General features: G+C 31.9%; 20 protein-coding genes. 12 read left to right on the top strand and 8 right to left on the bottom strand.

Annotated features, from left to right (window positions below):
• Window positions 1-162: 162 nt before the first annotated feature.
• Window positions 163-1188 (top strand): substrate-binding domain-containing protein, encoded by a 1026-nt coding sequence (locus ACTCDL_RS00275; RefSeq protein WP_463173193.1) that lies wholly within the window; start codon window positions 163-165, stop codon window positions 1186-1188.
• A gap of 28 nt (window positions 1189-1216) precedes the next feature.
• Here ACTCDL_RS00275 and gyrA read toward each other — a convergent pair whose 3' ends face one another.
• The 8 genes from gyrA to dnaA form a co-directional block, all read right to left on the bottom strand.
• Window positions 1217-3763, bottom strand: coding sequence for a DNA gyrase subunit A (gene gyrA, locus ACTCDL_RS00270; RefSeq protein ID WP_463173191.1), 2547 nt, complete (start codon window positions 3761-3763; stop codon window positions 1217-1219).
• Window positions 3764-3773: 10 nt separating this feature from the next.
• On the bottom strand, window positions 3774-5681 hold the full coding sequence (gene gyrB / locus ACTCDL_RS00265) for a DNA topoisomerase (ATP-hydrolyzing) subunit B (RefSeq protein WP_463173190.1): 1908 nt from the start codon (window positions 5679-5681) through the stop codon (window positions 3774-3776).
• A 40-nt stretch (window positions 5682-5721) separates the two neighbouring features.
• A complete protein-coding gene (remB, locus tag ACTCDL_RS00260; RefSeq protein ID WP_068714488.1) occupies window positions 5722-5979 on the bottom strand; it encodes an extracellular matrix regulator RemB in 258 nt (85 codons plus the stop codon).
• 13 nt (window positions 5980-5992) lie between these two features.
• Entirely contained in the window at window positions 5993-6862 is an 870-nt protein-coding gene (locus ACTCDL_RS00255; protein WP_463173189.1) for a DciA family protein, read from the bottom strand.
• A 2-nt stretch (window positions 6863-6864) separates the two neighbouring features.
• Window positions 6865-7974, bottom strand: coding sequence for a DNA replication/repair protein RecF (gene recF, locus ACTCDL_RS00250; protein ID WP_463173188.1), 1110 nt, complete (start codon window positions 7972-7974; stop codon window positions 6865-6867).
• 17 nt (window positions 7975-7991) lie between these two features.
• Window positions 7992-8204: an RNA-binding S4 domain-containing protein gene (locus ACTCDL_RS00245; RefSeq protein WP_097016827.1), complete on the bottom strand. Its 213-nt coding sequence runs from the start codon at window positions 8202-8204 to the stop codon at window positions 7992-7994.
• Window positions 8205-8227: 23 nt separating this feature from the next.
• A complete protein-coding gene (gene dnaN / locus ACTCDL_RS00240; protein WP_463173186.1) occupies window positions 8228-9334 on the bottom strand; it encodes a DNA polymerase III subunit beta in 1107 nt (368 codons plus the stop codon).
• 284 nt (window positions 9335-9618) lie between these two features.
• Window positions 9619-10998, bottom strand: coding sequence for a chromosomal replication initiator protein DnaA (gene dnaA, locus ACTCDL_RS00235; RefSeq protein WP_463173184.1), 1380 nt, complete (start codon window positions 10996-10998; stop codon window positions 9619-9621).
• Window positions 10999-11352: 354 nt separating this feature from the next.
• Between dnaA and rnpA the strand changes: the two genes are divergently transcribed.
• From rnpA to ACTCDL_RS00180, 11 genes are all read left to right on the top strand, one after another.
• Entirely contained in the window at window positions 11353-11691 is a 339-nt protein-coding gene (gene rnpA, locus ACTCDL_RS00230) for a ribonuclease P protein component (RefSeq protein ID WP_463173183.1), read from the top strand.
• A 23-nt stretch (window positions 11692-11714) separates the two neighbouring features.
• Window positions 11715-11918, top strand: a complete 204-nt coding sequence (yidD, locus tag ACTCDL_RS00225) for a membrane protein insertion efficiency factor YidD (RefSeq protein WP_463173181.1) — start codon at window positions 11715-11717, stop codon at window positions 11916-11918.
• A gap of 20 nt (window positions 11919-11938) precedes the next feature.
• Window positions 11939-12961 carry a membrane protein insertase YidC gene (yidC, locus tag ACTCDL_RS00220; RefSeq protein WP_463173180.1) on the top strand — a complete coding sequence of 341 codons (1023 nt, stop codon included), beginning with the start codon at window positions 11939-11941 and terminating at the stop codon, window positions 12959-12961.
• 1 nt (window position 12962) lies between these two features.
• Window positions 12963-13586 carry an RNA-binding cell elongation regulator Jag/EloR gene (gene jag, locus ACTCDL_RS00215; RefSeq protein ID WP_463173179.1) on the top strand — a complete coding sequence of 208 codons (624 nt, stop codon included), beginning with the start codon at window positions 12963-12965 and terminating at the stop codon, window positions 13584-13586.
• Window positions 13587-13677: 91 nt separating this feature from the next.
• A complete protein-coding gene (mnmE, locus tag ACTCDL_RS00210) occupies window positions 13678-15060 on the top strand; it encodes a tRNA uridine-5-carboxymethylaminomethyl(34) synthesis GTPase MnmE (RefSeq protein WP_463173178.1) in 1383 nt (460 codons plus the stop codon).
• Window positions 15061-15173: 113 nt separating this feature from the next.
• On the top strand, window positions 15174-17045 hold the full coding sequence (gene mnmG / locus ACTCDL_RS00205) for a tRNA uridine-5-carboxymethylaminomethyl(34) synthesis enzyme MnmG (RefSeq protein WP_463173177.1): 1872 nt from the start codon (window positions 15174-15176) through the stop codon (window positions 17043-17045).
• The gene (gene mnmG / locus ACTCDL_RS00200; protein WP_463173175.1) at window positions 17042-18925 is read left to right on the top strand and encodes a tRNA uridine-5-carboxymethylaminomethyl(34) synthesis enzyme MnmG; all 1884 of its coding nucleotides are present in this window, start codon (window positions 17042-17044) and stop codon (window positions 18923-18925) included. The genes mnmG (ACTCDL_RS00205) and mnmG (ACTCDL_RS00200) overlap by 4 nt, the downstream gene beginning before the upstream one ends.
• Window positions 18925-19641 (top strand): 16S rRNA (guanine(527)-N(7))-methyltransferase RsmG, encoded by a 717-nt coding sequence (gene rsmG, locus ACTCDL_RS00195; RefSeq protein WP_463173173.1) that lies wholly within the window; start codon window positions 18925-18927, stop codon window positions 19639-19641. The genes mnmG (ACTCDL_RS00200) and rsmG overlap by 1 nt, the downstream gene beginning before the upstream one ends.
• A 331-nt stretch (window positions 19642-19972) precedes the next feature.
• Window positions 19973-20350 carry a hypothetical protein gene (locus ACTCDL_RS00190; RefSeq protein ID WP_463173172.1) on the top strand — a complete coding sequence of 126 codons (378 nt, stop codon included), beginning with the start codon at window positions 19973-19975 and terminating at the stop codon, window positions 20348-20350.
• A 210-nt stretch (window positions 20351-20560) separates the two neighbouring features.
• Window positions 20561-21322: a ParA family protein gene (locus ACTCDL_RS00185; protein WP_463173170.1), complete on the top strand. Its 762-nt coding sequence runs from the start codon at window positions 20561-20563 to the stop codon at window positions 21320-21322.
• Window positions 21315-22178, top strand: coding sequence for a ParB/RepB/Spo0J family partition protein (locus ACTCDL_RS00180; RefSeq protein WP_463173168.1), 864 nt, complete (start codon window positions 21315-21317; stop codon window positions 22176-22178). The genes ACTCDL_RS00185 and ACTCDL_RS00180 overlap by 8 nt, the downstream gene beginning before the upstream one ends.
• Window positions 22179-22261: the final 83 nt, after the last annotated feature.

Here is a 22261-nt window from a genome sequence, read left to right as displayed (position 1 = left end):
GAGAAACGTAAGCGAAAAACAACTTTAGACAGATTGATGGAATATACTATTCCATTGACTAATTGTCAAAATTCGGCTTAAGTTAACGCGTATGATATATTAATATAATTAATCTTTACAATTATAATTTAAAATATTAATCATAGCAAAGTGGGGATTATTGTGAATAAAAAAAGTAAAATAATAATTTTAATATTCTTCATCTTAGTAATAGGAGGTTGCCAATTCAGTGCAGAAAAAATAAATCCTTTTACAATTCCTAGCAAATCTAAAAACCCGATAGTAATAGGAGTTAGTATGGGTAATATGAAAGAAGATGTATATAAGGTTATGCAAGAAGCAATTATGAAGAATAAAACAAAAGTAAATGCAGATGTTATTTGGAAAGATGCAAATAATGATATTAGACAGCAAGAAGAAGATATTAAATCTCTAATTGAACAGAAAGTAGATATAATTATTGTTCATGCTGTTAGAACCGATGAACAAGGAGAAAAATTACTTGAATTAATAAATAAAAATAATATTCCTGTAGTAGCTCTAGACAGATTACCGAAAAAATCAAAAGTTGATGCTTATATTAGTGCTGATAACTTTAAAGTTGGTCAACTACAAGCCCGTTACCTACTTGATCAAATAGATAAAAAGGGGAATATTATCATCTTAAAAGGTGATAAAAATACAAATGTCACTGATAATATTACAATAGGAAATAAAAGTGAATTAAAAAAGAATAAGGATATTAAAATAATTAAAGAAAAATTTCATCATAATTGGTCAAGAAAATTGGCTAAAGCAAGTATAAATGAAATTTTAAAATCCAATAAAAAAATTGATGGTATTTTAGCTAATAATGATAAATTAGCTTTAGGAGCTATAGATGCAATAGAAGAACATAATATGAAGGGAAAAATAGTTGTGGTTGGATCAGATGCAAGTAAAGAAGCCTCCACAGCTGTAGCTAAGGGGGAATTAGATGCAACTGTAGATAAGATGCCCTATACTATGGGCAAAAAAGCATTGATGGTGGCATCCTTTATTGTAAGAGGAATAGATTGGAATTGGGATCGGACAATAAAGAATGGAGAAGATAATATTAAGTTAATAATTTCTCCTGTTAAATTAATTGACAAATACAATATTGAAACTTTAGAAGAGCGTTGGGGTCAATTACCTAAAGAAGAATAAAAACAGGTGGGGCATGCCCCACCTGTTTTTATTCTTCAACTTCTTCAACTTCTTCAACTTCTTCAACTTCTTCAACTTCTTCAACTTCTTCAACTTCTTCAACTTCTTCAACTTCTTCAGCTTCTTCAACTTCTTCAGCTTCTTCAATATCTTCATTAGTATTTATATAACCAATAGATACAACTTCATCACCTTCATTTAACTTCATAACTCTAACACCTTGGGTATTACGTCCCATAGATGAAATTTCTGCAACAGAAGTTCTTAATAAAATTCCTTCAGCAGTAATTATCATAATCTCGTCATCTTCAGTAACAACTTTAATATCAATTAAATCTCCATTATTTTCAGTTCTATTTAGGGTAATTAGTCCTTTTCCACCTCTACTTTGACTTCGATATTTCTTAAGAGGTGTTCTCTTACCATAACCGTTATTAGTAATAACTAATAACTCTTTAGCTTCATCTACAACATCCATACCTACTACCTTATCATCTTCATCTAGATCAATTCCTTTAACACCGCGGGCAGTTCGTCCAATACTTCTAACATTATCTTCTGAGAAGCGTATAGCAATTCCCTTTTTAGTTCCAAGAATAATATCAGAATTACCATCAGTCAACTTCACATCAATTAATTCATCGTCTTCATCTAAGTTTAAGGCAATTAATCCAGTGTAATTTGTATTATAGTCCTCTAGATTTGTCTTTTTAACTATTCCATTTTTGGTAGCCATAAATAAATAACTATCTTCTTCAAATTCTGAAATAGTAATAACCGTAGTAATTTTCTCATCAGCCTCTATATCTAAGAGATTAACAATCGCTGTTCCTCGTGATTGTCTACCTGCTGATGGAATCTGGTAGCCCTTAAGTCGATAAACACGACCTTTATCGGTAAAAAATAATATATAATCATGGGTTGAAGTAGTATAAATATCTTGTACTATATCATCTTCTTTTGTCTTAATACCAATGATACCTTTTCCTCCACGCCGTTGATTACGATAAGTATCTAAAGGAAGTTGTTTTATATATCCATCATTAGTTAAAGTGATTATTATATCCTCTTCTGGAATTAAATCCTCTGTATCTATATCAATTATTTCATCACTAATTTCAGTCCGACGTTCATCACTATACTTATCTTTCAGTTCTAATAATTCTTCTTTAATAATTGCTAATAATTTTAAATCATCAGATAAAATTGATAGGAAATACTCTATTCTTTCTTGAAGACCTTTATATTCTTCCTCGATCTTACCCCTCTCTAAATTAGTTAAGCGATGTAACCTCATGTCTAAGATAGACTTTGCCTGTTTTTCAGAGAAAGAAAATTCACTTATTAAGTTCTCTTGTGCTTCAACAGTATCATCAGCAGAACGAACAATTTTAATAATTCTATCAATGTTATCTAAAGCAATTCTAAAACCTTCTAGAATGTGTGCTCTTGCTTCTGCCTTATCTAAATCATATTGTGTTCTTCTAGTAACTACTTCCTTTTGATGCTCCACATAGTGCTTTAATACATCCTTAATCCCTAGCACTTTAGGCTCTCCATCTACTAGAGCTAGCATAATAGTACCAAAGGTAACCTTTAGTCTAGTGTGTTTATATAATTGATTTAGAGTGATTTTAGGGTTTACTCCTCTTTTTAATTCAATAACGACTCTCATACCTCGCCGGTCAGACTCATCACGCAAGTCAGATATACCTTCTACTTTATCCTCTCTAACCAAGCTAGCTATCTTTTCAACTAATCTAGCCTTATTAACTTGATATGGAAGTTCTGTTATAATTATTTGAGATTTATCATTAGGTAATTCCTCAATCTCTGTCTTACCTCTGACCTTTACTTTTCCTCTACCAGTTTCAAAGTACCTTCTAATGGCATTCCGTCCCATAACAATACCACCAGTTGGAAAATCGGGACCTTTAATAATCTTCATTAAATCAGTAATCTTAATATCAGGGTTCTCAATTATAGTAATTACCCCATCAATAACCTCTCCTAAATTATGGGGTGGAATATTAGTACTCATTCCTACAGCAATTCCTGAAGTCCCATTTATCAACAGATTAGGTATTTTAGAAGGTAAAACATCTGGTTCCTTCAAGCTTCCGTCAAAGTTATCCACAAAATCCACAGTATTCTTGTGGATATCAGATAATAATTCTGTTGTTATTTGAGCCATTCGTGCTTCAGTATAACGCATGGCTGCAGCAGAATCACCATCGATAGAGCCAAAGTTACCATGACCATCAACCAATTGATATCTGTAAGAAAAATCTTGGGCCATCCGTACCATTGTATCATAAACAGCACTATCACCATGAGGATGATACTTACCTAGTACCTCTCCAACAATTCTAGCAGATTTTTTATGAGATTTTGAAGGTTTCATACCTAAATCATGCATTGCATATAAAATACGACGATGAACTGGTTTTAAACCATCACGAACATCTGGTAAAGCTCTAGCAACAATTACACTCATCGCATAATCAATATAGGCTTCTTGCATTTCATCTTCAATATCTACTGGTTTTATCCGTTCACTATCAAATTCTATCATAAATATCCCCCTAAATATCTAAATTCTTGACTTCTTTAGCATGGTTTTGAATAAATTCTCTTCTTGGTTGAACTTTATCCCCCATTAGAGTTGTAAATACTTCATCAGCAATAATAGCATCACTAATTTGTACCTGTTTTAATGTTCTATTTTCAGGGTCCATTGTAGTATCCCATAACTGCTCTGGATTCATCTCTCCTAAACCTTTATATCTTTGTAACGAGATACCGCTATCGCCAATCTCTTCTAATAATTTTTTTAATTGGCGATCATTATAAACATAATATTCTCCTCTACCCTTAGTTATTTTATATAAAGGTGGCTGTGCTATGTAGACATTTCCTTCATCAATTAGAGGCCTCATATACCGATAGAAGAAAGTTAATAATAAGGTTGTAATATGAGCACCATCAACATCGGCATCGGTCATAATGATAATCTTTTTATAGCGAGCTTTACTTAAATCAAAATCATCAGAAATACCTGTTCCAAAGGCTGTAATCAATGCTCTAATCTCATCATTACTTAAAATCTTATTTAATCTAGCCTTCTCAACATTCAATATCTTACCTTTCAGAGGTAAAATAGCTTGAAATTCTCTATCACGTCCCTGCTTAGCTGAACCACCTGCAGAATCACCCTCAACAATATAAATTTCACATTCTTCAGGATCTTTAGAAGAGCAATCAGCCAATTTACCTGGTAATGAAGTACTAGATAATGCACTTTTACGTTTAGTTAACTCTCTTGCCTTTTTAGCTGCTTTTCTCGCTCTAGCAGCAGTTACTGCTTTCTCCACAACAATTTTACCTATCTGTGGATTTTCTTCTAAAAGTGTACTCAATTTTTCCGAGGTTACTGAATCAACTATCCCTCTAATCTCTCTATTTCCTAATTTAGTTTTGGTTTGACCTTCAAATTGTGGATCAGATAATTTGACATTAATTATAGCTACAAGACCTTCTCTAATATCATCCCCAGATAAATTCTCATCTTTATCCTTAAGTAAATTATTCTTTCTAGCATAGTCATTAACAGTTCTAGTTAATGCACTTTTAAATCCACTTAAATGGGTTCCCCCTTCATGGGTGTTAATATTATTAGCAAAGGTGAATATTTTATCAACATAATCATTATTATATTGCATAGCTATCTCTATATGGGCTTCATCACTTTCAGCTTCAAAATAGATTACTTCATCATGAATTGGATCTTGACGATTGTTAATCTCTTCAACAAAAGAAATTATCCCACCTTCAAACTCAAAGCTATCCTCTACTTTCTCTTCTTTTCTTTCATCAATTATATTTATATTAATACCACGATTTAAATAAGCTAACTCTTTTAAGCGTTGACTCAAAACACTATACTTATATTTGATCTCTTCAAAAATTTCAGAATCTGCTTTAAAAGCAATCTTAGTTCCTGTTTCATCAGTCTCTCCAATTACTTCTAAATCTGCTTGGGGAATACCTCTATGATACCTTTGATAATAAACCTTTCCATTTCTTTTAATCTCTACTTCTAACCACTCTGATAAAGCATTTACTACTGAAACACCTACTCCATGTAGTCCCCCAGATACTTTATATCCCTCGCCACCAAATTTACCACCAGCATGCAATATAGTCATTACAACTTCTACAGCTGGTCGATTCATTTTAGGATGGATAGATACAGGAATACCCCTTCCATTATCTTCGACTGTTATAATATCATCTTTTTGAATTTTAACTATAATCTGATTACAATATCCTGCTAGAGCCTCATCTATACTATTATCCACAATTTCATAAACTAAATGATGTAATCCTTTAAGACTAGTACTACCAATATACATTCCTGGACGTTTACGAACAGCCTCAAGACCCTCTAATACTTGTATCTGCTCTGCATCATAATTTATCTCTTTTCCCATAAATATAAAACCTCCATATTAAACTTATTAAACCGTGACCTTACTCATCACGGTTTAGATTATAAGCAAAATTTACTCTTTTGCTTAATGTACTAGATGATATCATAGAATAATAAATTGTCTCATCAGTTACAATAAAAGATTTTGGATTTCCTTCAGAAAAGTCAGTAATAAACCCCTCTTCTTCAGCTACTTGTAAAAACTCTCTAGTTTTTTTAGAATGGGTTGTTGATTCAAAATCAGCTATCAAAACTACATCCTTAGCAGGAATAATATAACCAGCACCTAAATGCAACAAATATAACCCCTCCTTACAAAGAACGATATATCTTCATATAATTTTCACCAATAATTTTTTCAATCAATCTATTATTAAGATGCTTAGGATGAACATTTGCTTCTAGCATAACATATTTTTGAATAAATACTTTTACTTCTTTGGAATTAACCTCTTTTTTCAAAACATCAGTTATTAATTCATCTAATTTAATTTTTATTTTTACAATCAATTGATTCTTTATTCTTTCAAACTCTTCTTGTAAAATATTTGGATAAATATTTAATATCTCCTTATAACCCAACCAAGGAGTATTAGTTAGTATCTCTTCTAGTTTATTTATATCTATCTTTTTATTCTTCTCCCTTAATTCACAGATTACACATTTACTTTCATTAGGATCAATTAAAACTGAACAGTCTGGACAAGGAACCCACTCATTTATTTGTTTCCACTTCTTTATTTTTCTTTCTATTTCTAATAGATTACTAAATTTTTGTTTTAATTCATTATCAGAAATACAATTTGCAATATCAGAAATCTCCTGTACTTCTAAATTATTAAGTTCAATATCTTTATAACTTATCTCTTCTCTCACTTTAGTCTTAGCATTGAAAACCTTTCCAGACTGGAACCTAATATCTTTAACTATTATCTTACCAATCTTACTATTTATCTTATTAATAAACTCTTTTTTCATAAAAAGTAATTGATGGGCCCATACTGGACTATCCACTGCAACAAACAAAATTCCTTGATTAATATATTTAGCCTCAGTATGTTTTGTTATTTCATTACCATTTATTTCAGACCATAAATCCAACACTCTTTTTTCTTTAATCTTTTCCTCTATTCCTAATTTATTTAAAGTTTTACTTAAAATATTCTCAATTAAATCAGCCATGCTCACACCTCTATTGCTGATCCATTTTTTATTTCAAAAATCTTATAATTTCCTTTAAGACCAGTTAGATTCTTTAAATCAGTACTAGTAATAAAAGTTTGAATCTTATCTCTTATTGTATTTAATAAATGGTTTCTTCTACCAAGGTCAAGTTCTGAAAAAACATCATCAAGCAATAAAATTGGATATTCTCCAATTTCTCCTTTCATAAATTCAAGCTCAGCCAATTTTAAAGCTAAAGCTGCAGTTCTTTGTTGGCCTTGTGAGCCAAACTTTCTTATATCTATATTATTGACAATTAACGAGATATCATCCCTATGAGGGCCTAATGTCGTTACACCTTGATAAATCTCTCTCTCTCTCTTTTCTTCTAATTTCAATTTAAAAGATTTCTTGATCTCTTCTTCTGAACTATTGCTATCTAATTCTAATTCAGTATCATACTTTAATTCCAAAGCTTCTAGACCATTAGTAATTTTTCTTTGCATTAACTTAGATAAAATCCCTAATTTAATCAAAGACTCTAGCCTTTTCTTAATTATCTTAGCTCCTAAATCAATTAATTGTTGATCCCAAACCAATAACATTTCCTGTGGAGCCTTATTATCTCTAATTTCTTTTAGTAAATTATTGCGTTGCTTTAGCACTTTGCCATATTTAGATATTAAATGCCTGTAATAAGGACTAATTTGTGATATCTCTAAATCAATAAATTTTCTCCTTAAATTAGGACTACCCTTTACTAAACTTAAATCTTCAGGAGAAAATATCACTATATTTAAATATCCAATTAAATCATTAATTCTACCCAAACGATTAGAATTAATCTTAATTTCTTTATTTCTTCCTAACAGTGATAATTCTAATTGATAATCTTGATTATCTTTTATTAATTCGCCCTTTAAATATAACCCATCTTTCTGCCAATTAATCAATTCTGAATCAATATTAGTTCTATGGGAACCTCCCGTTCCAATTAAATAAATTGATTCTAAAATATTTGTCTTTCCTTGTGCATTAGAACCAATTAATAGATTAATATTTTTATTAAATTTTAAATGCTCTTCCGTATAATTTCTAAAATTCTTTAAGTAAAGCTGGGACAAATACAATTTAATTCATTCACCCCTTAAGAGGTAATTATTTTATATTCTATATCTTGATATTCAATTACATCATTCTCTTTTAGCGTCCTACCCCTTCTTTCTTCTATTTCGCCATTTACCTTAACATCTCCTGCTTTAATTATTACTTTAGCTTCACCACCTGTTGATACCAAATTAGCCCATTTAAGAAATTGATCTAATTTTATGCTCTCTGTATTTAATTTAATCTCTCTCATATTATACAACTCCTTCTTTATTTTTAAGTACTTCTTACTGGCATAATAATATATATATATTCATCACCAGAGCTATCTTTTATAACTCCAGGTGATAATGAACCTGATAATTCTAAAATGACCTGTTCACTAGTTATTACTTTCAAGCAATCCATCAAATAGGTAGCATTAAAAGCTATTTCAGTCTCTTGACCTGTTAAAGAGATAGAAATTCTTTCATACGCCTGACCTATTTCAGGGACATTGGCGGTAATAATTAATTGATCCTCCTGTAAATTAATCTTAATAATATTAGAATCTCTTTTAGCCAATAAAGATGCTCTCTTAGTAGCGTTTAATAGCTCAACTTTATTTATTATAGCTTTTGTATTATTCTTCTTTGGAATTACTTGTTTATAATTAGGAAATTGACCATCTATTAATCTAGATACTATAGTTACTCCTGAAAACTTAAATAAAATTTGATTACTTGTAATTGATATCTCTACTAAGTCTTCATTGTTATTTAATAGTTTTGAAATTTCATTCAAAGTTTTATTAGGAATAATAACTTCTTCACCAATTATATCTTTTCTATCAAATTTAACCTTTTTGTAGGATAGACGATATGTATCTGTTGCTACTAGTAGGAGGTTTTTTTCTTCAAACTTCAATAAACCACCTGTTAAAAATGGTTTACTTATATCGTCAGAGATGGCAAACTTTACTTGATTAATCATTTCCTTAAGTGTATTTTGATAAATGGTAAATCTTGTTTTTGAATTTATTTTTGGCAATAAAGGAAACTCATCAGATGAAGATCCATGTATATTAAACTGTGCTTGTCCACATTTAATCTGTGCAGTATTATTGGATAAATCTGCTGTTAATATAATTTGAGTATCAGATAATTCTCTGACTATACTTGTAAAATATTTTGCTGGTAAAACTATAGCTCCATCTTTTATAATATTTGCTTTAACATAGAATTCAATTCCTATTTCTAAATCTGTAGCAACTAACTTTACTTTATCTTCTTCTGTTTTTAATAAAATACCTGAAAGTATAGGTAAGGTTGTTTTTGAAGAAACTGCTCTATTAACTGTTTGAATTCCTTCAAAAAAATCTTTTTTACTGATCTCTATTCTCATATTGCACCTCCTTATACTTTTATTTTAAACCTTCTTATTAAAAAAATCTATTAATACTTTATATTATATAAAAAGATAGTAGTAGTAGTAGTAGGTGTTGTGGATAATGTGGAAAACCATGACGAGCCATTGTGCTATAAGGGTTTATGCCTGTTGATAAGTTGTTGATAAGTTGTTGATAATTATCCACAATTCCACAGCCTATAATTTTCCAGGTTGATTTATCAACAGAAAAATTATATTATCCACAGGTTATCCACAGGTTATCCACAGGTTATCCACAGCTAATTTCTCCTTATTTTATCTATTAAGGTATCTATAGTTTTTTTGAAATTTGTTTCCTCTTGTATCTTATTTTTTATTTTATCATAACCATGTAAAATAGTACTGTGATCTCTTCCCCCGAAGCGGTTACCTATTTGTGGTAGAGATAAATCGGTTAATTCTCTTGAGATATACATTGCTACTTGACGTGGAAAAGATATGGCTCTAGTCCTTTTTTTAGAATCCATCTCTTCAACTCTCATTCCATAGTGATGGGAAACAACTTTTTTGATTAAGTCTACTGTTATCTCTTTTGTATGATATTCAACATTATTATCAACAACGATTCCTTTAAGTGCACTTTTGGCTAAATCTACACTGATACGTTCATTTGTTAATGATGAATAAGCTACTATTCTAATTAAGGCACCTTCTAATTCTCTAATATTTGATTCTATTTTATTGGCAATATAGACAATAACATCATTTGGTACTTCCAAATCTTCTAAAGTTGCTTTTTTCTTTAAAATTGCAATTCTTGTTTCTAAGTCTGGTTCTTGTATATCAGTAATAAGACCCCATTCAAATCTTGATCGTAGACGTTCTTCTAAAGTTGGAATCTCTTTAGGTGGTCGATCGCTGGAGATTATTATTTGCTTATTAGCATCATGAAGAGCATTGAATGTATGGAAGAACTCTTCTTGAGTTCGTTCTTTACCCGCTAAAAACTGTATATCGTCTACTAAGAGGATATCTATATTTCTATATTGATTTCTAAATTTTACAGTTTGATCATATCTAATTGAATTGATTAATCTATTAGTAAATTCTTCTGAGGTTAAATACATAATTTTCATATTAGAATTATGTTTTAGTATATAGTGTCCAATAGCATGCATTAAGTGTGTTTTTCCCAAACCAACATCTCCATAAATGAAGAAGGGATTATAAGCTTTAGCTGGTGCTTCAGCTACTGCTAATGAAGCAGCATGTGCAAAACGATTACTATTTCCTATTACAAAAGTATCAAAAGTATATTTTGGATTTAAAATAGAATTACCAAGTTCTTCTTTTTTGGTGGTATCAGTTTTAGTTTGTTCTATTTGTTCCTCCTTCTCCTCTTCTATAAAAATTTCTTCTTGAGTCATTTCAGGAATTACAAATTTTACTTGATAAGATTTATCAGTAATTTTTAGAAGTGTTTCTTTGATAAGATTAGAATATTTTGTTTTTAGCCAATCTTTAGCAAATTCATTAGGCACTTCAATTATAATTGTATTACTTTGAATGGCTACTATTTCAGTAGGTTTAAACCATGTTTCAAAACTTGGTTTACTTAATTGATTCTCAATATTACCAAGAGTACTTTTCCAAATCTCTTTAATATCTTGTTTTTTCAAAATATAACCTCCTAAGCAAAGTTATCCACAGAAATTGTGAATAACCTGTGGATAACTATGGATTATTTAATTTAAACGCTAAAAAAATGATTAGTTAACCACAATTAACATATTGTTTTGTGGATAACTAATCCTGTTATTGGTATTTTACCACTAATATTTATCTTTTAAGTTAGATAGACAGACTAATGATAACAAATTATAAACAATTTATCAACAGTTTTTGTGGATAAATTGTTTGTAAGGTGTTTATTCTTGACATTACACAAGCTGATAATTTATAATTGTATAAGACACTTTGTGAATAACTACAGAGGAGGGTTAGTTTGTTATTTCTGAGGAGGATTATTTTAAATGAGTATTGATGAAAAGTTAAAAAAGACCTACGAATTCAAAAAGGTTTATAAATATGGAAAATCTATTGCTGATCGTTATGTTGTTTTGTATATTCTACAAAATAATAGTTCTTACAGAAAAGTAGGTTATTCAGTTAGTAAAAAAATAGGTAAAGCTGTAGTTAGAAATAAAATTAAGCGAGTTTTTAGAGAAACTTATAGGCATAATAAAGATAAATTAGTTACAGGTATTGATATTGTTTTAATTGCTCGTAAGCCCATTGTAGATGCTAATTATCAACAAATAGAGAAATCTTTAAATCGTCTTTTTAAAAAAGCTAAGATAATTAAGGAATGAAATTGATGAGGATAATTTTAAAAATGATAATTATAATAATTAAATTTTATCAAAAGTTTATTTCACCTTTAAAACCAAAAAGTACTTGTCGATTTTATCCTAGTTGTTCTACATATGCGATTCAGTCTTTAGATAAGTATGGATTATTAAAGGGTGGAGCTAAGGCAATTAAGAGAATTCTAAGTTGCCATCCTTTTCATCCTGGTGGATATGACCCCGTAGACTAAATTTATTTAGGAGGAGTATGATGTTTAGAAATAAAAGATTATTTTTAGTATTAATTTTAGTAGTAATTATATTAACTGGATGTTCGACAAATCCAGAATATAAATTAGATATTAGTAAAGCAGATGATTATACTGGTGAAAGTACAGTTGTTATTGAGCCTAATCAACAGGGGTATGCACAGGGGGATAAAGTAACTTTAACTGCTTATCCTAAAGACCAGTTTAAAAGTTGGAATGTTAATAAGTTGGGTGATAAAGAGAATCAGGATGTTTACACTGAAAATCCAAAGGAGTTTATTGTTGATAATTCTAAGGAAGTTATAGCTAACTTTAGTGATACAACAGTAGGTGTTAAATTTACAAAAGGTAGTAGTAGAGGTGGGATGTTTGGTTGGCTAGGTGATTTAATGCAGAATTTGTTAGGATTATTATATAATTTTACTAAAAGTTATGGTCTGTCAATCATAATCTTAACTTTAGCTGTTAAGCTGATATTATATCCTTTAACTCATAAACAGACAAGTTCTATGAAGAAGATGCAACAAATACAGCCTGAAATTGAGAAGTTAAGAGAGAAATATGGAGATAATCAGCAGAAGTTTCAGGAAGAGACTATGAAGTTATATCAAAAACATAAAATTAATCCATTATCAGGTTGCTTACCGATGGTTGTTCAAATGCCCATTCTAATTGCATTATATAGAGCTTTAAGAGGGTGGGAAGCTTTAGCTGGTAAATCATTTTTAATAATACCGGATTTAAGTCAGGGGTATATGCCTTTAGTCTTATTAACAGGAGTAATTACAGCAATTCAGAGTTTATTAACTCAAAATATTTCTTTAGATGATATCAAGTCTAATCCACAGAAAGCTTTAGCTGACAATAAGATGGCTCTATTTATGCCATTATTTATTATCTTTATTGGAGCTAGTTTACCAGCAGGGGTATTATTATACTGGTTTATCTCTAATTTAATTATGGTAATACAGCAATACTTAATATCAAAGGAGCCTGATGTGGAGTTTAAGGAGGAATCGAATTAATATGGAAAGGGTCATTATTACAGGAAAAACAATAGAAGAGGCCCTTAGTAGAGGATTAGCAGAATTAAATACTACAGAAGATAAGGTAGAGTATAGAGTTTTAGAAGAAGCTCAGAGCGGTTTTTTAGGTCTGATTGGACGAAAAGATGCTAAACTAGAGCTTATAAAGAAAGTTGATAAGAAAGAGAAGGCTAAAGAATTTTTAGAAGAGTTATTAGCAGAGATGGATTTAAATCTTACAGTTGAAATTATTCAAGATAATAATGAAAAAGATGCCTTGTTAAATATTATAGGTGACGATTTAGCGATTATAATTGGTCATCGAGGAAAGACATTAGATTCTTTACAATACTTAACTAATTTAGCGGTTAATAAAGGCAAAGAAGATTATTTAAGGGTAGCTTTAGATGCAGAAGGATATAGAAGTCGTAGAAAAGATACTTTAAAGAATTTAGCTCTTAAAATGGCTCACAAGGCTCAAAAAACAGGGCGTAAAGTTATGCTAGAGCCAATGCCTGCTCAAGAGAGAAAAGTAATTCATGCTGCTTTGCATAATAAATCTGATATAAATACTTATAGTGTAGGCAAGGAGCCTTATCGTAAAGTAGTTATTGTAAAGCAATAATTTGGGGACCCAGTATTTTAAAATACTGGGTCTGTTTAATTATTTATTGAAAAAATAAATTTGGGTAACTTATAAACTAGAGGTGATAAATATGTATGTTAAAGATACAATTGCTGCTATTTCCACTGCTATTGGTGAAGGTGGAATCGGAATTATAAGAGTTAGTGGCCCAGAAGCGATTGAAATTGTCAATAAAATCTTTAGAAGTATTAGAGGTAAAAGCTTATTGGAGGTTGATAGTTATACAGCCCATTATGGGCATATAGTTAATTCAACAGAGGAGATTGTCGATGAGGTTATTACTTTGGTGATGAAGTCTCCCAAAACCTATACGACTGAAGATATTGTTGAGATAAATTGTCATGGAGGGATGGTTCCTTTAAGAAAGGTTTTAGATTTGGTTTTAAAAGAAGGGGCTCGTTTAGCTGACCCAGGGGAATTTACTAAAAGGGCATTTTTAAATGGAAGGATAGACTTAGCCCAAGCAGAGGCTATTATCGATTTAATTCGTTCTCAAACTGAAACTGGGTTAAGGGTTGCTATCAACCAATTAGAAGGAGGACTTTCTCAAAAAGTAGGAGAGATTAGACAAGATTTAATTAAATTGTTAGCCCATTTAGAGGCTACTATCGATTTTCCTGAAGATGAGATTGAAGACTTTAATTCTGATGAGCTTTCTGATAGAATAGATGGAATAGCTAAGAAGGTAGATAAGTTATTAAAGACAAGCCAAAAAGGGAAGATATTAAAAGAGGGAATAGAAACTGCTATTATTGGGCGACCTAATGTCGGTAAGTCTAGTTTATTAAATGCTTTGCTAAGAGAGAAGAGAGCGATTGTTACTGAGATTCCAGGAACTACACGAGATATTATTGAAGAGGTAATTAATATTGATGGTATCCCAGTTAAAATTATTGATACAGCAGGAATTCGTGATACTGAGGATATTGTAGAGAAAATAGGTGTAGAGAGGTCTGAAGAGTTTTTAAATAGGGCTGATTTAGTCTTATTAGTGTTAGATGCTCATCAAGGGATTACAGCAGAAGATCGTAAATTAATGAATTCAATTAAAGAGAAAGATGCTGTAATTATTGCTAATAAATTAGATCTTGATAGCAAGTTAGATTTTACAGAGATTGAAGAGATTTTAAAAGATAAACCTATTGTTAAGACTGCAGCTGTTGAAAATCAGGGTATTGATGAGTTAGAAGATGTTATCTCTAATCTAGTTTTTAGTGGTGAGGTCAAAAATGAGGATCAGACTTTAATTACAAATATGAGGCATAAGAATGCTCTAGATAGGGCTTATCAGATGTTATTAGATGTGAAGAAGACCTTTGAAATGGATTTACCAAATGATTTTATTACAATTGATTTAAGAGCTGCTTTGGAGGCGGTAGGAGAGATTACTGGTGATACTATTGGAGAGGATATTATCGACCAAATTTTTGCTGATTTTTGTCTAGGGAAGTAATTCTTCATTATTTTATAATAAAGAATTACGACTACGAAGAGTCTCTTGAGACTCGAAGGGGATTTTTAGAAAAATAATAGTAATAAGTAACTTGTTATATAGGAGGAGTAATGATGACAGACTATGATATTATAGTGGTTGGTGCAGGGCATGCTGGTTGTGAAGCAGCTTTAGCTGCTGCTAGGATGGGTGCTAAAACATTAATTTTGACATTAAATGCTGATCATATTGCTTTAATGCCTTGTAATCCATCAATAGGAGGTCCTGCTAAAGGGCATATTGTCCGTGAGATAGATGCTCTTGGTGGAGAGATGGCTAAGAATATAGATAAATCTTATATCAATATTAGAATGCTTAATACATCTAAAGGTCCTGCTGTTCATGCTTTAAGAGCTCAAGCTGATAAGCAGAAGTATCAATTTGAAATGACTAAGGTTTTACAAGAGCAAGAGAATTTAGATTTAAAGCAGACTATAGTAACAGATCTAGTAATAGAAGATAATATAGTAAAAGGTATAAAAACAATTACTGGAGTCACCTATGCTGCTAAGAAAATAGTCCTAACTACAGGTACTTCCCTTGATGGGAAAGTTATTATTGGTGATGTTAAGTATACAGGAGGAAGGCAAGGGGAGTTTGCTGCTACTGATTTAGCTAAAAGTTTGAAAGAAGCAGGAATTAGTTTGGAGAGGTTCCAGACAGCAACTCCACCTAGAATAGATAGAAATACTATAGAACCTGAAAAGATGACTCTTCATCCAAGCTCCCAAGAGCCACTTAAGTTTTCTTTTTTTAGAAAATATGAAGAAAGAGAGACTCGTGATTGCTGGTTAACCTATACTGGAGAGGAGACAAGAGTGGTGATGGTAGAGAATATTGAACACTCCCCTTTATCAACAGGGATTGTGGAAGGGAGTGGTCCTCGCTATTGTCCATCAATTGACCGCAAGATTATGAGATTTCCTGATAAGTTGACCCATCAGGTCTTTGTTGAGCCAGAAGGCCTATATACAAATGAACTTTACCTTAATGGATTAACTACAAGTATGCCAGAAGAGATTCAGCTAAAGGTTGTCCGTAGTGTTCCGGGGTTAGAGAAGGCTGAGATTATGAGACCAGGCTATGCAGTAGAGTATGAGTATATTCCACCATATCAACTAAAGCCAACGATGGAGAATAAGGTTATAACTGGTTTATATACAGCAGGTCAGCTTAATGGAACTAGTGGATATGAAGAGGCTGCTGCTCAAGGATTAATGGCAGGGATTAATGCTGTATTAGATATAAAAGGTGAAGAGCCATTGATTTTAAAACGTTCTGATTCTTATATTGGAGTATTGATTGATGATCTGGTTACTAAAGGTACTAGTGAACCTTATCGTATGTTAACATCTAGAGCAGAGTACCGTTTGATTTTACGCCAGGATAATGCAGATTTAAGGTTAACCCCAATTGGATATAAGCTTGGATTAATCAGTGAAGAGAATTATAATAAGGTTGAAGCTAAAAGAACTGCAATTAAAGAGAACTTAGCTAAATTAAATGAAATAACGGTTACTCCAACTAAAGAGGTTCGTGGACTTTTAGAGGAATTAGGTAGTGGTGGCTTAAAGAAAGCCGTTAGTTTAGCTACTATTCTTGAAAGACCAGAAGTTAGTTACAAGGATTTAAAGAGGTTTAGTCAAGAAGCTCCAGAGGTAGATGAAGAGGTAGGAGAACAGTTAGAGATTGAGACTAAATATCGTGGTTATATCAGTAGACAGTTAAAGCAAGTTGATAAGTTTAAATATATGGAGGAGAAGAAGATTCCTCAAGATATCGATTATCACCAATTAACTAATTTAAGAAAAGAAGCGCGAGAGAAGTTAGATAACATTAGACCGATGTCAATTGGACAGGCTTCAAGGATTTCTGGGGTATCTCCAGCTGATATTTCAGTATTGATGATTTATTTAGAGGAGATGCAGAGAGGAGGAGAAGAATGAGAGAGTATGATGTAATAGTAGTTGGAACAGGGCATGCAGGTTGTGAAGCCGCCTTAGCAGCTGCTAGAATGGGTGCTAAGACCTTAGCATTAACTGTTGATTTAGATAATATTGCCTTGATGCCTTGTAATCCAGCCATTGGAGGACCCGCTAAAAGCCATATTGTCCGTGAAATTGATGCTTTAGGTGGAGAGATGGCCAAGAATATTGATAAGACCTGTATCCAAATTAGAATGCTTAATACAGGTAAAGGTCCTGCTGTCCATGCTTTGCGAGCTCAAGCAGATAAGAAGATGTACCATATTGAGATGAAGAAGGTCTTAGAGGAGCAGGAGAATCTAGATGTACGCCAAGCTATGGTAGAAGAGCTGATAGTTGAAGATGGTGCTGTTACTGGTGTTAAGATAAAGACAGGAATAACTTTTAAGGCTAAGAAGGTTATTTTAACTACAGGAACCTTCTTAAAGGGGGAGATTATTATTGGAGAGACTAGATATAGCTCTGGTCCTCACAATCAATTCCCATCAAATGCTCTATCGGATAATCTAAAGGAGATAGGGTTTAAGCTCTTTAGATTTAAGACTGGAACTCCACCACGTGTTGATAAGCGAACTATAGATTTTAGTAAGTTGGAATTACAACCTGAATTTGAAGATAAGATTGCATTTTCTTTTGAAAATGATAATATCAAGAATAATCTTCAAAGACAAGATTGCTGGATTGTCCATACTAATGAGGACACCCATAAAGTTATTTTAGATAATATTGACCGTTCTCCAATGTTCAATGGTGATATTAGTGGAGAGGGTCCACGATATTGTCCTTCTATTGAGACTAAGGTATATAGGTTTCAACATAAAGGTCGCCATAAATTATTTGTAGAGCCTGAAGGAGAATATATCTATGAGATGTACTTATCTGGTTTCTCTACTAGTATGCCTGTTGATGTACAGGTAGAGATGTTAAGAACCTTACCTGGCTTTGAGCAGGCTGAGATTATTCGTCCAGCCTATGCTATTGAATATGATTGCATTGATCCAACTACTTTAAAGCCAACCTTAGAGACTAAGATGATTAGGAATCTCTATACAGCAGGACAACTCAATGGAACTAGTGGTTATGAGGAGGCTGGCGGACAGGGATTGATGGCTGGAATCAATGCGGTCTTAGATATTCAGGGTAAAGAACCTTTTATTTTAAAACGATCAGAGGCATATATTGGGGTATTAATTGATGATTTAGTAACTAAAGGTACTCATGAACCTTATCGGATGTTGACCTCTCGTGCTGAGTATCGCTTGGTATTACGCCAAGACAATGCTGATTTGAGATTAACTAAATTAGGATATGAGATAGGTTTGATATCTGAAGAGAGATATCAAAGGTTTTTAGCTAAAAAAGAAGCAATTAAGGAAGAGATAGAACGATTAGAGAATACAGAGATCTATCCAACAGATGAAGGGGTACAGGAGTATTTAGTTCAATTGGGAAGTACCAAAATTAATAATAAGGTGACATTAGCAAAGTTAATTAGACGTCCAGAGTTAAGTTATAAAGTCTTAGCTAAGTTGGACCAAGATCGACCTCGATTACCTTATTCAGTTAGAGAAGAGGTAGAGATTCAGCTTAAGTATGAAGGATATATTAAAAAGCAACAAGAGCAGATTAAAAAGCAACAGGAATTAGAGAATAAGAAATTACCTGAAGATATAGATTACAACCAAGTAAAGAGCTTGAGATTAGAGGCTAAGGAGAAGTTAAATGAGATTAGGCCTCTATCTTTAGGTCAAGCAGGCAGAATTTCTGGAGTATCACCAGCTGATATTTCAGTACTTACTATCTATTTAGAACAACTAGAAAGAAGTAAGGGGAGAGATTAGTGGATTATAAGGAGAAGTTAGTAGAAGGTGCAAAGCAGTTTGGGATTGAATTAACAGCAAAGCAAGTGGAACAATTTATTAACTATATGGATATCTTAAATGAATGGAATCAAAAGATGAATTTAACTGGTCTAGAAGAGCCAGATGCGATTGTAATTAAGCATTTTTTAGATTCAATTTCTTGTGTAGAAGGTATGGATATAGATGGTAATGAGAGAATTATTGATGTAGGGACAGGGGCTGGATTTCCAGGAATGCCTCTAAAGATTATCTATCCTGATTTAAAAGTGACTTTGCTTGATTCTTTAAAAAAGAGAATTAACTTCTTAGAGCATGTTGCTATAGAGCTTGGATTAAAGGACGTAGAGTGTATTCATGGTCGAGCTGAAGATTATGGGCAAGATAAAAAATATCGAGAAAAATATGACTATGTCTTAGCTCGAGCAGTAGCTTCATTAGATGTATTATCTGAGTATACTCTTCCTTTTGTTAAGGTTGGGGGTTCTTTTGTTGCTCAGCGTGGTACTAATGTGAAAGAAGAGGTAGTAGAGGGGACAAATGCTATTGAAATCTTGGGAGGTATGATTATGGATGTTGTAGAGGTAGACTTGCCTTATACAGATGCAGAGAGAAATTTAGTAATTATCGATAAGGTAGTAGCTACTCCTAATAATTATCCAAGAAGAGCAGGAAAGCCAAAGAAGAAACCTTTATAGCCAGCTAATTTTAAAATGTCGCTATAGAGAGTACAACACTTTCGTGTCAGGAATCGGGAATCTAGAATCAGTCTGTTTTACTGATAACTGGTTCCTGACTCCTGATTCCCACTAATGTAGTAATATCTCCATTGAGTCTTACTTTAGAATTGCTCATCTATGTGAACATATATAATCATTTATAAAATTATCCCTTTTGGAGAAAATAGATATAGCTATATCTTCCGAAAGGGTGATTTTATTGTTTAGATATAATATTTTTCAAATTAATTTTAAGGATTTTATTAAAGGAGCCATAATCAAATTTTTTTTATTATTTTTAATCCTATCAGTGAGTTCAGTATCGGTATTTGCTCAGATAAGGATTAATACTTTATTGACAACTGAAGGTTTGAATAAAGAAGGTTTTCCCGTTACATATAGAGATGAATTTAGTTTAAGTAACCATAAAGGAGTCCAATACTATATTGAGTGGATTCCTGATAATAAGAATCATGATATTTCAATTAAATGGTTTGATCCCAAAGATAGATTAATTAATTACTTGAATCTAAGTGATTTTTCAGATTCTGTAGTTAGAGACTATATTAGTTTTATTAGTAAGAATAAAAGTCAGTTTATGGTACCAAGCTTGTTTGGAGAATATTCTATTTATTTTTATGTTGATGATAAACTTCTTGCTATTAGCAAATTTAAGGTCAGTAAATAGGAAGCAGATAATCTGCTTCCTATTTATTTAAAATATCTATAACTTCTTAACTCTATATCTAATTAAAATTATTTTATTTATAATTATCTCAAAAGGAATTTATCTTTATTTCACGAACTATTAATAGTATATTAGGAATAAAATGGATTATCAGAAGAGGTAATTGATATTAATTTTAGATAAAATAATTGGAGTTAAGAGGTGAAAAAGATGGGAAAGACTATTGCAATTGTTAATCAAAAAGGTGGAGTAGGAAAGAGTACTACAACTGTCAATTTAGGAAGTTATTTAGCAGAGTTAGGTAAGAGGGTTCTATTATTGGATATAGACCCTCAAGGGAATGCGACTAGTGGTGTTGGAGTGGACAAGTCTAAGATAGAAGATTGCATCTATGGAGTGCTAATAGAAGGAAAGAAGCTGAGTGAAATAATGAAAAGTACTATTATAGAAGGGTTGGATATTGTTCCTGCAACTTTAGAGTTAGCAGGGGCAGAGATTGAGTTGGTATCGAGTATCTCTAGAGAATATAAGGTTAAGAATGCAATAAATGAGGTAAAGGAAGATTATGATTATATCTTAATAGATTGTCCTCCTTCTTTGGGATTATTGACTTTGAATTCATTAGCAGCAGCTGATTCTGTATTGATTCCTATTCAATGTGAGTATTATGCTTTAGAGGGATTAAGTCAGCTATTAAGTACCATTGACTTAATTAAAGAGGGATTAAACCCTGATATCGATATAAATGGTGTTTTATTAACAATGTATGATTCTAGAACAAATTTATCAGAGCAGGTTAGCTATGAAGTTAAAGATCATTTTGGTCAGATGGTTTATAAGACTGTTATTCCTAGAAATGTACGTTTAAGTGAAGCACCAAGTTTTGGAGAACCGATTAATGTCTATGATAAGAGATCTACAGGTGCTAAAGCATATTTAGAATTGGCAAAGGAAGTGATTGTGCGTGTCTAAAAGAAGATTAGGAAGAGGGTTAAATGCTTTAATTAGTAATTCCGATACTAAGTTAATAGAAGGTGAGAATTCACAGGTAAAGAAGATTGATTTAAAGTTGATTGAGCCTAATCCTTATCAACCAAGAAAGATCTTTAATCAGGAGGAATTAGATGAGTTGACTCAGTCTATCAAAGAGCATGGATTGATTCAACCTATCATAGTGAGAAAGGCTGAGAGTGATTCAGGTTATCAGATTGTGGCAGGGGAGAGAAGATATAGAGCTTCTAAGAGTTTAAAACTAAAAGAGATAGAAGCAATTATTACAGATATTGATGAACAACAGATGATGGAGATTGCTTTAATTGAAAATTTACAGAGAAAAGACTTAAATCCGATTGAAGAGGCTGAGGCTTATCAACAATTAATTGATACTTTTAATTTGGTACAAGCTCAATTGGCTAAACGGGTTGGTAAAAGCCGTTCTAGTATAGCTAATTCTTTAAGATTATTAAAATTACCTGATGAAATCAAAGAGTATGTTTCACGTGGAACTCTAGCAATGGGACATGCTCGTGCATTATTGGCTATTGAAGATATTGATCTGCAGAAGGAAGTAGCTCAAGAAATTATTGATAAAGAATTAAGTGTAAGAGAAACTGAGAAATTGATTAAATGGTTAAAGAGTAAATCAAGTCAACCTAAGAAGAAAAATACAACTAAAAAAGATCCAAACGTAACTATAGTTGAAGAGAAGTTAAGAGGTATTTTAGGAACTAAGGTAGCAATACAATCTGGCAAGAAGAAGGGTAAGATAGTTATTGAATATTATTCTAATGATGACTTATCTAGAATCATTGAGGTATTAGATAAATAGGAAGAAGTTGTTTGAAACTTTCTTTTTCATGATGTATAATATAACTAAATCTGAATATCTTGATGTTTCACATGAAACATCCT

The organism is Orenia sp. (assembly GCF_055140805.1).
The sequence above is the reverse complement of the archived record's forward strand: the minus strand, read 5'-3'. Positions and strand labels throughout refer to the sequence as shown.